Annotated in this window: 11 protein-coding genes; 9 read left to right on the top strand and 2 right to left on the bottom strand. The window is 68.6% G+C overall.

Annotated features, from left to right (window positions below; translation table 11 throughout):
• Positions 1-17 precede the first annotated feature (17 nt).
• The 4 genes from NJQ44_RS04355 (at position 18) to NJQ44_RS04340 (ending at position 3,428) form a co-directional block, all read left to right on the top strand.
• Positions 18-1,019 carry a Gfo/Idh/MocA family protein gene (locus tag NJQ44_RS04355; protein WP_254273463.1) on the top strand — a complete coding sequence of 334 codons (1,002 nt, stop codon included), beginning with the start codon at positions 18-20 and terminating at the stop codon, positions 1,017-1,019.
• Positions 1,016-1,936 (top strand): NAD-dependent epimerase/dehydratase family protein, encoded by a 921-nt coding sequence (locus NJQ44_RS04350; protein WP_254273462.1) that lies wholly within the window; start codon positions 1,016-1,018, stop codon positions 1,934-1,936. The genes NJQ44_RS04355 and NJQ44_RS04350 overlap by 4 nt, the downstream gene beginning before the upstream one ends.
• Before the next feature lie 321 nt (positions 1,937-2,257).
• Positions 2,258-3,004: a helix-turn-helix domain-containing protein gene (locus NJQ44_RS04345; protein WP_254273461.1), complete on the top strand. Its 747-nt coding sequence runs from the start codon at positions 2,258-2,260 to the stop codon at positions 3,002-3,004.
• A gap of 79 nt (positions 3,005-3,083) precedes the next feature.
• Positions 3,084-3,428 (top strand): DUF7344 domain-containing protein, encoded by a 345-nt coding sequence (locus tag NJQ44_RS04340; protein ID WP_254273460.1) that lies wholly within the window; start codon positions 3,084-3,086, stop codon positions 3,426-3,428.
• Positions 3,429-3,585: 157 nt separating this feature from the next.
• On the opposite strand, the gene NJQ44_RS04335 is transcribed toward NJQ44_RS04340, so the two are convergent.
• Positions 3,586-5,004: a PQQ-dependent sugar dehydrogenase gene (locus NJQ44_RS04335; RefSeq protein WP_254273459.1), complete on the bottom strand. Its 1,419-nt coding sequence runs from the start codon at positions 5,002-5,004 to the stop codon at positions 3,586-3,588.
• A 124-nt stretch (positions 5,005-5,128) separates the two neighbouring features.
• Between NJQ44_RS04335 and NJQ44_RS04330 the strand changes: the two genes are divergently transcribed.
• The 5 genes from NJQ44_RS04330 (at position 5,129) to NJQ44_RS04310 (ending at position 12,725) form a co-directional block, all read left to right on the top strand.
• Entirely contained in the window at positions 5,129-6,289 is a 1,161-nt protein-coding gene (locus NJQ44_RS04330; protein WP_254273458.1) for a sugar phosphate nucleotidyltransferase, read from the top strand.
• 3 nt (positions 6,290-6,292) lie between these two features.
• Complete coding sequence (gene glmS, locus NJQ44_RS04325) at positions 6,293-8,092, top strand: glutamine--fructose-6-phosphate transaminase (isomerizing) (RefSeq protein WP_254273457.1); 1,800 nt, start codon at positions 6,293-6,295, stop codon at positions 8,090-8,092.
• 124 nt (positions 8,093-8,216) lie between these two features.
• The gene (locus NJQ44_RS04320) at positions 8,217-10,229 is read left to right on the top strand and encodes a LamG domain-containing protein (RefSeq protein ID WP_254273456.1); all 2,013 of its coding nucleotides are present in this window, start codon (positions 8,217-8,219) and stop codon (positions 10,227-10,229) included.
• A 2-nt stretch (positions 10,230-10,231) separates the two neighbouring features.
• Positions 10,232-11,557: a hypothetical protein gene (locus NJQ44_RS04315; protein ID WP_254273455.1), complete on the top strand. Its 1,326-nt coding sequence runs from the start codon at positions 10,232-10,234 to the stop codon at positions 11,555-11,557.
• 49 nt (positions 11,558-11,606) lie between these two features.
• Entirely contained in the window at positions 11,607-12,725 is a 1,119-nt protein-coding gene (locus NJQ44_RS04310; RefSeq protein ID WP_254273454.1) for a glucosamine inositolphosphorylceramide transferase family protein, read from the top strand.
• On the opposite strand, the gene NJQ44_RS04305 is transcribed toward NJQ44_RS04310, so the two are convergent.
• Complete coding sequence (locus tag NJQ44_RS04305) at positions 12,722-13,744, bottom strand: glycosyltransferase (protein WP_254273453.1); 1,023 nt, start codon at positions 13,742-13,744, stop codon at positions 12,722-12,724. The two genes, NJQ44_RS04310 and NJQ44_RS04305, sit on opposite strands and share 4 nt — an antisense overlap.
• Positions 13,745-13,750 lie beyond the last annotated feature (6 nt).

The following is a 13,750-nucleotide window of genomic DNA, read 5'->3' as shown; positions in this document are numbered from 1 at the left end:
ACGAGCGTCGGTACCCCATGACCAAACTGGCCGTCGGCGTCGTCGGGGCGGGGTGGATGGCGACCGACTACCACGTACCGGGGTTCGACAGCCACCCCGACACTCGCGTCGTGGCGTTCGCCGAACGCGACGACACGCGACGGGCGAGCGCCGAATCTGAGCTATCGCTGCCGGGGTACCCCGACGCGGCCGCGATGCTCGCCGCTCACGACCTCGACATCGTCAGCATCTGCACGCCGCCGAGTACCCACGAAGGAATCTTTCTCGACGCCGTCGACGCGGGGTGTCACGTCCTCTGTGAGAAGCCGCTGGCGCTGACCGCAGAGAGCGCTCGGCGGATGGCCGACGCCGCCGCCGAGGCGGGCGTCGTCACGCAGGTCGGCTATCTCCACCGGTACTACCGGAACTACCAGCGCGCGCTGAGGCTGCTGTCGAACCACATGCTCGGCGACGTGGTGGAGGTCACCGTCGCCCACCACTCGACGCCGCCGCGTCAGGGGTGGTACTACGACCCGGACCTCGCGGGCGGCGGCGTCGCGCGGGACCTGTTTCCCCACTCGCTCGACGTGCTGTTCGAGGTGTTCGGGGGGGACCCGACCGTCACCGACGCGAGCGTGCGCCACCTCCGGGGCGACGCCGTCGAGGACGCCGCCCGCGTCTCGCTTGAGTTCGACGGCGTCCCGGTCGACCTCTCGGCGACGTGGACCCAAGCCGAGGGGGTCAGTCGCCTCCTCGTCGTCGGCACGGAGGGCTGGCTGGAACTGGACGCCGAGACCTTACAGGGCGACGTGCACGGCCGCCCGTTCGAGTTCGAACACGGGGAGCGGTCGCTGGTCGACATCGGCATCGCGTCGCTGTTTCCGGCCAGTGACGAGGACGCCCACGCGACGCGGGTCCACGACTTCGCGGACCACGCCGCGGCGGGCGATAGAGAAACGGCCGCCCCTGCCAGTCGGGGGGTCGCCGTCGCCGAGGTCATCGACGCGGCCTACGAACTGGCCGAGGGAGGAAAGCGATGACCGTCCTCGTGACCGGGGCGACCGGTTTCATCGGCCTGAACCTCCTGTCCGGTCTGGGCGACGACCACGACGCGGTGGCGATGGTACGCCCGACGGCGTCGACGGCACGGCTTCCCGACGGCGTCGAAACCGTCGAAGCGGACCTCTCGGACCCCGACTCGCTGGCCGCCGCGCTCGACGGCGTCGACTCGGTCGTCCACCTCGCGGCCGCCGTGTACGACGCGGGGGCGATGGCCGGGACCAACACCGCCGGGACCGAACGCCTCGTCGAGGCGGCCGCAGAGGCGGGCGTCGAGCGGTTCGTCTTCCTCAGCACCATCGGCGCACATCCCGAGGTGCCCGCCGACCCCGATTCCCCGTACCAGCAGTCGAAACTCGCCTCCGAGGAACTGCTGTTCGACAGGGACCATCCGTTCTCGGTGTCGGCGCTGTACCCGACGTACATCTTCGGCCCGCGGGACTACCGCCTGACCCGGAGCGAGCACATCACGCCCGTCGCCAACAACCGCGTCCTCGTCCCGCCGCTGTACACCCACGACGAGTACAACGTCGTCCACGTCGACGACGTGGTCGGGAGCATCCGCCACTGCCTCGAATCGGCGGCGGCGGGTCGCCACCTGATTACCGGGCCGAACCTCTCGTACAAGCAGGTGCTCCGAACCATCGCACAGCACACCCCCGGAAACTGCCGGGTCGTCGACGTGCCTTACGGCGTCGCCCGATGGGTCGTCAAACCGACGCTGGACGCGTTGCATCGGGTCGGCGTCTCACCGGTCCCTGGCGACGGCCTCGTCCAGCGCGGCGACTTCGGGACCGTCCGCGAGGACCTGACCGAACGGGCCCCGGTGCGCCAGCGGTCGTGGCAGGCCGCGCTTGCCGAGACGGTGGCGTGGTACGATTCGGTGGGATTGCTCTAAGTCGCCCGATTCGGTGTCCGTTCTGCGAAGGGTCAGTGACCTCGAAAGGGCACCGTCGAGCGAGTACACCGGTCCCAGCGCCCGTAGCGGGCGGTCACCTGTCGGCCCTATCGTGAGACGGGATAGCAAACCCTTATGGCCTTGGTTGACCAAGGTTCCCAGTACGGAACCACGGTTGCACACTATGCGCTCGTACCCCCTCCGCAATGGGGTCGTTTGAGCCGGATACCCGGGCAAACAGGCAGTCTCTCGTTCTCCTCGCGTCGCCGTGACGCGGAACGCATCACACACCCACGCGTTTCGCAACAGCGACCAGCCAGCATGACCGACTCCACTTCCAACACCGGTAGCCCCGCGACACCGTCGAGTGCCGACCAGCGCTCCGACGAACCGATGGTCGTCTACGAATTTGCGGTCCCAGCCGAGGAACTGGCGTTCGCCGACGTGCTCGGCGAGTTCCCCGACATTGTCGTCGAGTTCGAGCAGTTGATACCCACGAACCACACCCCGTTGCCGTACTTCTGGGCCACCGACGAGACGGCGCCCGCGTTTCGGAAGGGCATCGCCGAGGACCCCCACGTGGACCGCGTGCAGAGAGCGGCCACGTTCGAGGGGGGAAACCTGTACGGCGTGACGTGGACGGAAGACAGCGACGGACTGCTCGGGTGGGCCGAGGGCAACCACGAACGGACCGCCGTTCTCGGTGCAACCGGGCAGGCGGACGAGTGGGTCCTGAAACTCCGGTTTCAGACGCGAGCACACCTCGCTGGCTTCCGAACGTTCTGTGACGAGCGAGGCATCGACCAACGCGTCATTCGCCTCTACGACATGACCGCCCCGAAACTGGGTGAGTACGACCTCTCCGAGAAGCAACGCGAGGCCTTGATTCGGGCGCTAGCGATGGGGTACTTCGAGATTCCTCGCCAGGCCACCCTCGAAGACGTCGCGGAGTCGCTCGGCATCTCCGCTCGAGCCACGTCCGAACGACTCCGGCGCGGGCAGACGAGCCTCGTCAAGAACACGTTGACCATCGGGCCATCCGACACCGCCGGATTCGACGCGTCGTAGTGCAGCCCTCAAAACATATATAAAACAATCAGTTTGTGATGCCGCACGTCCTTCTGCGACCGGAGGATAATGTTCCGTGATGAGCACAAGCAAGGAAAACACGCTGGATACCTTGCATCGATGCCTTGCGAATAAACGTCGGCGGATGATACTCTACTACCTCCACCGTACTGAGGATGGAGTGGCATCACTGGACGACTTCGTAGACTACATCGTTTCCCAAGAGGCGAACTCGTCAGCGCCAGACAGTACACGCGTCGCCATCGCGCTGTACCACAAGCATTTGCCGATGCTGGCTGACTGCGGTTTAATCGACTTCGATAGGCGGACGGAGACGGCACGGTACAGCCCAGATTCTACGGACGACTACGCCGGAGCCCTGCTGGACAGTCAGGAAGCCGAACTCGCTAAAGAGTTTTCGTAACCGACCGAAGGCCCGGGCGTAGACGGCAGCGGATTCCGTCGCCGTCTCTCGTATCGACCCAGTCGGGAACTGGCTGTCTCGGACTGTGCATCGATAGGCGGTCCGGCCACCCGAACGCCAGTCTCTGGACGACTTCCGCCTCGCGAACCGTCTCGCGTTACTGCGGAGGGCGGACGCGGTAGACGACGCCCTCGCGTTTCGTGAGCGGGCCGTCGCTCAGCGCCGCGCGCGTCCCGAGGACGTAGCTGTCGTCGCCGTCGACGCCGAGCGAGAGGACCTGGATGTCGAGACCGCCCGCGACCCGAATCTCTCGCATCGGCCAGCGGCCGTCCTCGCGGGGCGTCGCCGCGACGAGGCGGCCCGCGGCCGCGGTGAACGAACTCGTGAACACGCCGAAGACGTACGAGTCGCGGATTGCGTCGACCGACCCGGTGTGAACGTGGCCGCCGATGACGGCGAACCCGACGGCGTCGCCCGCCTCGTCGAAGTGCGGGAACTCCAAGACGGGGTCGACCAGCGGTTCGCCCCGGTCGGACTCGACGACGCACTCGCCGTCCTCGCTGGTCCCCAGTTGCGGGTCGTGACAGTGATACCCCTCCTTCAGCGGCCACCCGTAGTTCGCCCCCTTCTCGACGACGTTTACCTCCTCCCACGTGGCTTGGCCCACGTCGCCGAGGAGTAACTGGTCGCCGCTGAAGGCCATCTTCCACGGGTTCCGCAGGCCCCACGCGTAGTGTTCGTCCCGGCCGTCCTGCCCGACGAGCGGGTTGTCCTCGGGGACGCCGTAGGGTTTGTCGTCGGTGCGGCCGTCCACGTCGAGTCGCAGGACGCTTCCCTTGAGGTTGTGCGTGAGGTCCTGTCCGTTGAACGGGTTCAGGCCGTCGCCGAGGGCGGCATAGAGGTAGCCGTCGGGCCCGAACTCGATGCTTCCGGCCTGATGGATGGGCCGTTCCCACGGGAGGTCCAACAGGACGCGCTCGCTGTCCGGGTCGCCGCGCTCGCCGTCCTCGGTTGCTCGGAACTCCGAGAGGCGTTCGCGGTGGTCCAGTTCCGGGTCGTCGGCGGGCGCGCTGTACCGGACGTAGAACAGGCCGTTCGAGGCGAACTCGGGATGGAAGGCCAACCCCAACAGACCGCGCTCGTCGTAGGCGACCCAGTTGGGCAGGTCCTCACCGAGCGCGACGAGTCGGTCCGAGAGGTCCAGAAACGGGTCCTCGCGGAGGCCCTCGGCGTCGTGGACGTGCACGACGCCCACTTGGTCGAGGATGAACCGACGGTCCATTCCGTCGTCGGCGGTGACGAGGGCGCTCGGCGAGACGAGACCGGTCGCGACTTCTTCGAGTCGAACGGTCGGCCCGGGTTCGAAGTAGTTGCCGCCGGACCCGCCGGTGTCGCTGCCGCCGTCGCCCCCGTCAGCCGTCTCACTGTCTGTCTGTTCGTCGCGGGCCGCGTCGCGGTTCCCGAACGAACACCCCGCGAGCGCACCCGTCCCCGCGACGGCCCCGAGCGCCGTCAGGAACCGTCGGCGCGACGGGCCGGGCGGCGAATCGGGCGATTGCCGGTTCGGTAAGTCCATACCGATACCGGGGGACGGAGACAGATAACCGTTTGTCGGAGCCTACCGCCCTACATCGACCATCGGAAATATATAAGCCGCCGGGAGACAACCGGTAAGATATGCTTATTTGGACGGTAGACGAATGCGTGCGGTGATACTCGCGGCGGGGGAAGGCCGCCGACTCGGGCCGATGACCGAAGGACGGCCGAAACCGATGGTCCCCGTCGGAAATCGACCGGTCCTCGAATCCGTGGTCACGGCCGCCGTCGACGCGGGCGTCGACGAGGTAGTGCTCGTGGTGGGCTACGCCAGAGAGCGCATCCAGAACCACTTCGGCGACGGCGACGACTGGGGCGTGCCGATTCGGTACGTCGTGCAAGACCACCAACTCGGCGCGGCCCACGCGCTGGCACAGACCGAGTCCATCGTCGGCGGCCCGTTCCTCGTCCTCCACGGCGACCAACCGGTCGGCCCCGAACTGGTCCGGCGGCTACTGGACCGCTGGGACGCGACCCGCACCCCGACCATCGCGACGGCCCAGTCCGACCGCCCGACGGAGTACGGCGCGGTCGAAGTCGACGCCGAATCGGTCGTCTCGGTGTCTGCCGCGCCGACGACGGACCCGCCGTTCCTCGTCAACGCCGGGGCGTACGTCTTCGACTCTCGGGTGTTCGACGCGGTCCGGGACATCGAATCGAGCGACCACGGGGACTACGGGATGGCGACGGCGCTCCAGCGACTCGCGGACGCGGGCGCGCTCTCGGCGGTCCAGCACCGCGGGCCGTGGCAGGACCTCACCTTCCCGTGGGACCTGCTGACGGCGAACGCCGCCGCGCTCCGGGGACGCGAGGCCGACGTGGACGCGGCCCGCGTCCACGAGACGGCGGCGGTGTCGGACGGCGTCGCGGCCGCCGAGGGCGTCACGGTCGGCCCGCAGGCCACGTTGTTGCCGGGGACCGCACTGGGACAGAACGTCCGCATCGGGTCGAGCGTGACCGTCTCGAACGCCGTCGTGATGGCGGACGCGAGTATCGGCGACGGCGCTGTGCTCCACGACTGCGTCGTCGGGGAATCGGTCGTCATCGGCCCGAACGCCACCGTCGAGGGCGGCCCCGCGACGGTCAGAATCGGCGACGCCGTCCACGACGAGGTGGGTCTCGGCGCGGTGTTCGGCGACCGGACGACCCTTCGCGGGAACGTGACCGTCGCACCGGGCACCGTCGTCGGGCGTGACGTGACGGCAGACACCGGCACCGTGCTGCGCGGACGAATCGACAGTGGCGAGCGGATACGGAGAGGGTAATTCATGTGTGGAATCATCGGCTACGTCGGCGAACAGTCCGCCCAGCCACGTCTGGTGGCGGGGTTGCAGAAACTGGAGTACCGCGGCTACGACTCGGCCGGTATCGCGCTGGTCGACGACGCGCTCTCGGTGTACAAACAGGTGGGCCTCGTCGGCGAGTTGGACCTGCCCGCCGACTCGTCCCAGACCTGCGGCATCGGACACACGCGCTGGAGCACCCACGGGAAACCGACCGACGCGAACGCCCACCCGCACACCGACTGCACGGGTGATGTGGCCGTCGTCCACAACGGCATCGTCGGCAACTACGACGACTTGCGCGCCGAGTTGCCCGGCCACGAGTTCCGGAGCGAGACGGACACCGAAGTCGTCGCCCACCTCGTCGAGGAGGAACTGACGCGGACCGACGACCTCCGCGAGGCCGTCGCGGCCGTCGTCGACCGCATCGAGGGAAGCTACGCCCTGGGCGTCGTCGCGGCGGGCTACGACGGTATCGTCGCCGCGCGGCGAAACAGCCCCCTCGTCGTGGGCCACGGGAGCGACGGCAACTTCATCGCCAGCGACGTGACGCCGCTGCTGGAACACACCCGCTCGGTGTCGTATCTGGAGGACGGCGACGTGGCACACATCACCCGGGAGGGCGTCTCCGTGTGGCACGACGGCGACCCGGTAGAGCGGACGGTCAAGACCATCGAATGGGATGCCGACGCCGCCGAGAAGGGCGGCTACGAGCACTACATGCTCAAGGAGATTCACGAGCAACCACAGGCGCTCCGGCAGGCCATCGCCGGGCGCATCGACCCGCTGGAGGAACGGGTGGACCTCGACCTCTCGCTGTCGGCGTCCTTCCTCGACGACGTGGACGAGATTCAACTGGTCGCCTGCGGCACGTCCTACCACGCCTGTCTGTACGGGAAGCAACTGCTGGAGACGCTCGCGGACGTGCGGGCCACCGTCGAGTTCGCCAGCGAGTACACCGTCGGCAGCGGCCGCGACCCCGAACGAACGCTCGTCGTCGGCGTCAGTCAGAGCGGCGAGACGGCCGACACCCTCCGGGCGTTGCGGATGGCCCGCCGGACCGGGATTCGGACGCTCGGCGTGACCAACACTGTCGGGAGTACCGTCGCCCGCGAGTGCGACGACGCCCTCTACATTCAGGCCGGGCCGGAAATCGGCGTCGCCGCGACCAAGACGTTCGCCTCGCAGGTCGTCACCCTCGCGCTGTTCGCGCTCTCGGTGGCCGACTCCCGCGGGGAACTCGACCTCGCGGTCGGCGCGCAGTTGCTCGACGACCTGCAGGCGCTCCCCGGGGCCGTCCAGACCATCCTCGACCGCGAGGACGAAGTGGCCGCCGTCGCCGACGCCTACGCGGGCGGCGAGGCGTTCTTCTTCATCGGTCGCCGGTTCGCCACCCCCGTCGCGCTGGAAGGGGCGCTCAAACTCAAGGAGATATCCTACGACCACGCCGAGGGGTTCCCGGCGGGCGAACTCAAACACGGGCCGCTGGCGCTGGTCACCGAGGGAACGCCCGTCTTGGCCGTCCTGACCGACGGCGCGCGCCCGGAGGAGACCCACAACAACGTCAAGGAGGTCCAGTCCCGCGGCGCGCCCGTCATCGCCATCGCCTCCGAGTCGGGGCGAGAGGGCGATTACGAGGTGGGCTTCGGCGTGCCCGAACTCGGCCTGCTGGAACCGCTCGTCGCCAACGTCTACCTCCAGTTGTTCGCCTACTGCGTCGCCGACACCAAGGAGCGTCCAATCGACAGGCCGCGAAACCTCGCGAAGAGCGTCACCGTCGAGTAACGCCTCCGAAAGCGGCATCTACGTCGATTCGGCGAATTCGGGGGACCGGACGCAACGCCCCGGAGAATATTTCGACAATCGTGGTAGAAAAGGATATATTTGCTGGGAAGAAACTGAGGGGTACATGGAACCAGACCCGCCGCCAGACGGTGACGACGGGGAGCGCACCGAACTCAGTCGTCGGTCGCTCCTCAAACTGACCGGTCTCACCGCTCTCGGAACGACGTCTGTCGCCGGGTGCCTCGGCGCGCGAGACGGTGAACGTCGCCTGGGCTACGGGGGATTCCCGTGGCGCATCACGGACGACGTACCGGCGGCGGCGTTCGCGCCCCACCTTCCCGCGCTCGTCGGAGCAGGGGACGGCCTCCGCGCGCACTGGCCGCTGGACGGGACCGGGGCGACGGCGACTGACGCTGTCGGCGGGAACGACGGCGCGCTCCGCGGGTCACCCCAGCAGGGCGTCCCCGGCGTCTACGACACGCGCGCCTACGAGTTCGGGACCAGCGCCGACAACTACGTGGAGGTGGCCGACGCCGCCGCCCTCCGGCCCGCCCAACTCTCCTTCGGCGGATGGTTCCGCACCGACAGCGGTGCGAACAGTCAGACGGTTCTCCAGAAAGCCGACTCGCGCTTCGGCGAGGAAGGCTACGCCGTCGACGTCCAGACCCCCAACAGTCTACGCGCCCACGTCGGCGTCGAGAGCGGGCGTGCCGCCGTGAATCCGTGGGGCATCGGGACCAACGATGGAGAGTGGCACCACGTGTTCTGCACGTGGGACGGCACGGCCCTCGTGATGTACCTCGACGGCGCCGAGGTCGACCGGGACACCTCGCAGTCGGGTGCGGTCGTCCACACGACTCGCTCGCTGTACGTCGGCCGCGGCGACAACGGCTACACTACCTACTACGACATGGACGGCGCTATCGACGACGTTCGCGTCTACGACCGGGCGCTCTCGGCGAGCGAGGTCACCGCGCTGTCCGAGGGCGTGAGCGAGACGCCGACGGCCACTGCGACGCCGACCGCGACAGCCACCGCGACGCCCACGGCTACCGAGACGTCCACGCCGACGGAGACACCCACGGCGACCGAAACCCCGACGCCAACCCCAACAGCGACGCCCACGCCCACGCCGACTCCGACGCCAACGGAGACACCCACGGCCACACCTACCCCGACGCCGACGCCAACGCCGACACCCACGCCAACTCCGACACCCACGGCCACACCTACCCCCACGCCGACAGCGACGCCCACGCCGACGCCCACGCCCGATAACGGCCCCACCCCGGTCGCCCGCTGGCGCTTCGAGGAGACGGGTGGGACCGTCGCGGCCGACGCCGTCGGGGCCGCCGACGGCTTCCTCCGCGGGGCGCCGACGCTCGACACGGACGGCGTGTTCGGGACCTCCGGCGTCGCGTTCGACTCGAACAGCGACTACGTGGAGGTGGCCGACGCCGCCGCCCTCCGGCCCGCCGAACTCTCCTTCGGCGGGTGGTTCCGCACCGACAGCGGCATCAACAGCCAGACGGTCGTCCAGAAGGCCGATTCCCGCTTCGGCGAGGAAGGCTACGCCGTCGACGTGCAGACGCCGAACAGCCTCCGCGCCCACGTCGGCGCCGAGAGCGGCCGCGCCTCGGTGAACCCCTTCGGCCTCGACACGAACGACGGCCGGTGGCATCACGTCTTCTGCACGTGGGACGGCGCGGCTCTCGTCGTGTACTTCGACGGCGAGGAAGTCGGGCGCGACACCTCCCAGTCCGGGCCGGTGGTCCACACCGACCGCTCGCTGTACGTCGGCCGCGGCGACAACGGCTACACCTCCTACTACGGTCTGGTGGGGAGCGTCGACGACGTGCGCGTCTACGACGTGGCGCTGACCGCGAGCGAGGTCACGGCGCTGGTCGAAGAGAGCGGGGCGACGCCGACACCCACGCCGACCGAAACACCAACCGCGACACCGACCGAAACGGCGACGCCAACGCCGACACCGAGCGAAACGCCGACGATAACGGAGACGCTGACCGAGACGCTCACCCCGACTGCGACGGCCACGGCGACGCCCATACCGAACGACGAGTTCGGCGAACGCGGCTACGGAAGCTACGGGTACGGCGGCTTCCTCGACACATCCTGACCATGACAGACAACCATCAATACGAGACGCCACCGGCGGGAACGCTGGACTGGCACCTCCCGCTGAACCGCAACTTCGAACGCATCGACACGGACGTGGAGATACGCGATACGGATGCCAACCGCTCGAACTACACCGCCAAATCCGGCGCGAAGTTCCTCGCGACGGACACGGGCAACGTCTACATCGGCGACGGTGGCTCGTGGGCCCAACTCGGGACCATCGGGACCGACGCGGCGGCCGTCGAGGGGAGCGGCATCACATCGCTCCTCCTCGACGGCTACGTAGTCGCACTGGCGCGGAACCTCTCGGCCCCGCAGTCCATCGACCCAGCGGGGACCGACACCCCGATACAGGACGCACTGGACCTCGTCGCGGCCAACGGCGGCGGCGAGGTGCGCCTCCCGGCGGGCGTCGTCGAGGAGACGGGGCCGATTCGCCCCTACGAGGAGACCCAGATCATCGGTCTCGGCGTCGAGATAACGAAAATCTCCATCACCGACCGCGACGCCGACGGCATCCTGTTCGACCGCGAGTCCGGCGTGAGTCGCGTCGCCCTCGACGGGTTCGCGCTCAACGGCCCGGCGGGAACCGGCCCCACTGGCGTCGCCATCCATCACACCAACAGGGACACGCAAGACCTCAAAGTCGGTCGCCTCCTCCTGTGGGGGTGGAACAACTCCGTCTACCGCGTCGACGAGGGCGTCGGCCCGTTCCAGTGCCGCCACGACCAACTCACCATCTACGAGTGTGACGCGGGCGACCAGGACGGCCTGTTCGAGTTCCGGTCGTGGTACGGTCCCGCGAACTGGTTCGGGACCATCGCGGCCTACCCGAGCGCGAACGTGAGCGGGCAGAACACCACCGTGTTCTTCTCCCGCGGCGGCACCCAGACGGTCGACTACCTCACGATGGGGGGGTCGGCGGGTGTCGCCGTCGACCAGACGTGGGACAGCGTCGTCGAGTTCGGTCACGTCCACTGGGAACCGACCACGAACCCCTCGAATCCGTCCGCTATCGTCCGCCTCCGCGGCCACGGCACCGCCCTCGTCGGCGCGGTCAAGCACGTCACCGGCACCGCCGACTACGTGTACGAACTGGGCTACGACGACTACAACGGCCGCGGCCCCGCGCGGAAGGTGCTCGGCCCGTACATCGAACTCGGCGCGGACGCCGACATCGCCTCGAACGTGATCAACCTCTCTGCTCCGGGCGACCCGAGTAACCCATCGCTGTATCAGGGGTCGCCCAACGACGTGACCGTGACCCACAACGACGGCAACACCGGCGGACTGCGGGCACTCGGGACGGCCGGAACCGGATTCTGACCGTGTCGGTCGTATGTGGTTAAGTACCCCGGGAGCGGACGGGTAGGCAGTGACTATCGGCGAGGACACGTCCCGAACGCGATTGCTCGCACACGCGCAGTACCGGTTCGACCCCGTCGTGCGCTCGGCCCGCGAGACCCTCGCGAAGTCGACGCTGGCCGAACGAGTCGCGTGGCACGCCGGAGAGCGTCTCCACATGCGGACGCCACCGGCCTCTCGGGTACCGGACCCCGTCGACCTGACCGGTCGCCACGAGGGCGACACGGTCCCCACGTACCCCTACGACGCCGACCGCGCGCCGTCGCTGTTCGAACCGGCGGGCGACGTCAACCCCGTCCTCACGGCGGGAGACGTGACGGACTTCGGCCACGCCGACTGCGTCGCCGACCCGTTCTTACTGGTCGCCGACGGCCGCTGGCACATGTTCGTCGAGGTGTACAACCACCGCCGAACGCCGACGGCGGCTATCGCCCACGCCGAGAGCGACGACGGCTACGAGTGGACCTACGACCGCGTGGTCCTCGAAACCGACGAGCACCTCTCGTACCCCTACGTCTTTCGCTGGGACGGCGACTACTACATGGTTCCCGACCGGTGGGCCAAAGAGCGGGGACCGGCGGGCGTGACGCTGTACCGCGCCGAGTCGTTCCCCCACGAGTGGACCCCCGTCGCGGACCTCGTGCGGCCGTCGACGCCGCTGCACGACTTCAGCCCCTTCCGGTGGGAGGACCGCTGGTGGGCGCTCGTCGGCGACGGCCGCGACCTCTACGCGTACTACAGCGACGACCTCGAGGCACCCGACTGGACGCCCCACGCCGAGAACCCCGTCGTCGAGAACCGGGTGCGCGCCGGGCGACCCGGCGGTCGTCCCCTCGTCTTCGAGGACCGCGTCCTCGCGTTCTATCAGGACTGCGCCGCCCGCTACGGTGAGAAGGTCCGACTGTACGAGATTTCGGAGTTGACGCCGACGGCGTTCGCCGACGAGGAGCGCCACGACTCGCCCGCCGTCGAGGGGACCGGCGGCCTCGGGTGGAACTCCGGGTCCATGCATCAGGTCGACGCGTGGTACGACGGCGAGGGGTGGCACTGCGCGGTAGACGGGACTCTCGGACTGGGGTATCAGGTCCTCGGCGAACACCACTGGGCCGTCGGCATCTACCGGGCTTAAGGGAGGTCCTGCGGGACCGGGTCGGGCGCCGTCAGTCCTTCGAGGAAACCGAGGCCGTAGTAGCCGTACTGGGCGGCCAGCATGACCGGGACGAGCACCGCCAGCGGCGTCCGCCGGTCGCGGTACACCTGCGCGGTGGCGAAGGCGGTGACGACGAGGAACGCGAGCGCCAGCAACGGGACGTTGCGCGCCCGCCGACTCCGCAGGTCGTCGGCCACCGCGAGGACGCCGCCGCCGAGCGCCAGCGACGGGAGCGCGGAGTACCAGCGGATGACCTTGCCGTGGCGACGCTGGATGCGGGCCATCGCGTAGCCGTACGAACGGCTCTTCTTGCAGAACGCACCCCAGTCGGCCGAGAGGTGGTGCGAGACGGCGATGGCCGGGTCGAAGACGAACCGGTAGCCCGCCTCACTCAGGCGGAAGTGGAACTCGGCGTCCTCACCGACGTTGACCTCGTCGTCGTACCGATGTTCCTCGAACACGCTGGCGTCGTAGAGGACGTTACAGGCCGCGACGGAACCGACGAGTCGGACCTTCCCGATGGCGTGAGACTGCGGTGACCCGCCGGACCCGAAGACGGTCCCCTGCAGACTCCCGACGAGTTTCGCGAACGGCGGGTCGTCGGGGAACGGCCGGTTCGGCCCCCCGACGCCCGCGATGTCCACGCGGTCTGGATAGCTCTCGATGCGGTCGACGTGCGAGTCGAGCCACGTCGACGGGACCGCACAGTCCGAGTCGGTGAAGGCGACGTACTCGCCGCGAGCGGCGTCGACGCCGTGGTTCCGACACTCGCCGATGGTCGCGTCCGCCGCGACCCGGAACTCGACGCCGTGTGCGGCCGCGATATCCTCGGTTCGGTCGGTCGACCCGCCGTCGACGACGAGAACCTCGTAGCGGTCCGCGGGGTACGTCTGGTCGGCGAGGGACGACAGCGTCTCTGCGACCGTCTGTTCGGAGTTGTAGGTGACGATGACGACGGACACGAAGGGTCGGGCCGTCTCGTCACGGGAAGTCGGCACGAGTAA

It is taken from the genome of Haloarcula marina, assembly GCF_024218775.1.
Classification (GTDB): domain Archaea; phylum Halobacteriota; class Halobacteria; order Halobacteriales; family Haloarculaceae; genus Haloarcula; species Haloarcula marina.
Note: the sequence above shows the minus strand (reverse complement) of the source record. Positions and strands in the feature narration are given on the sequence as shown.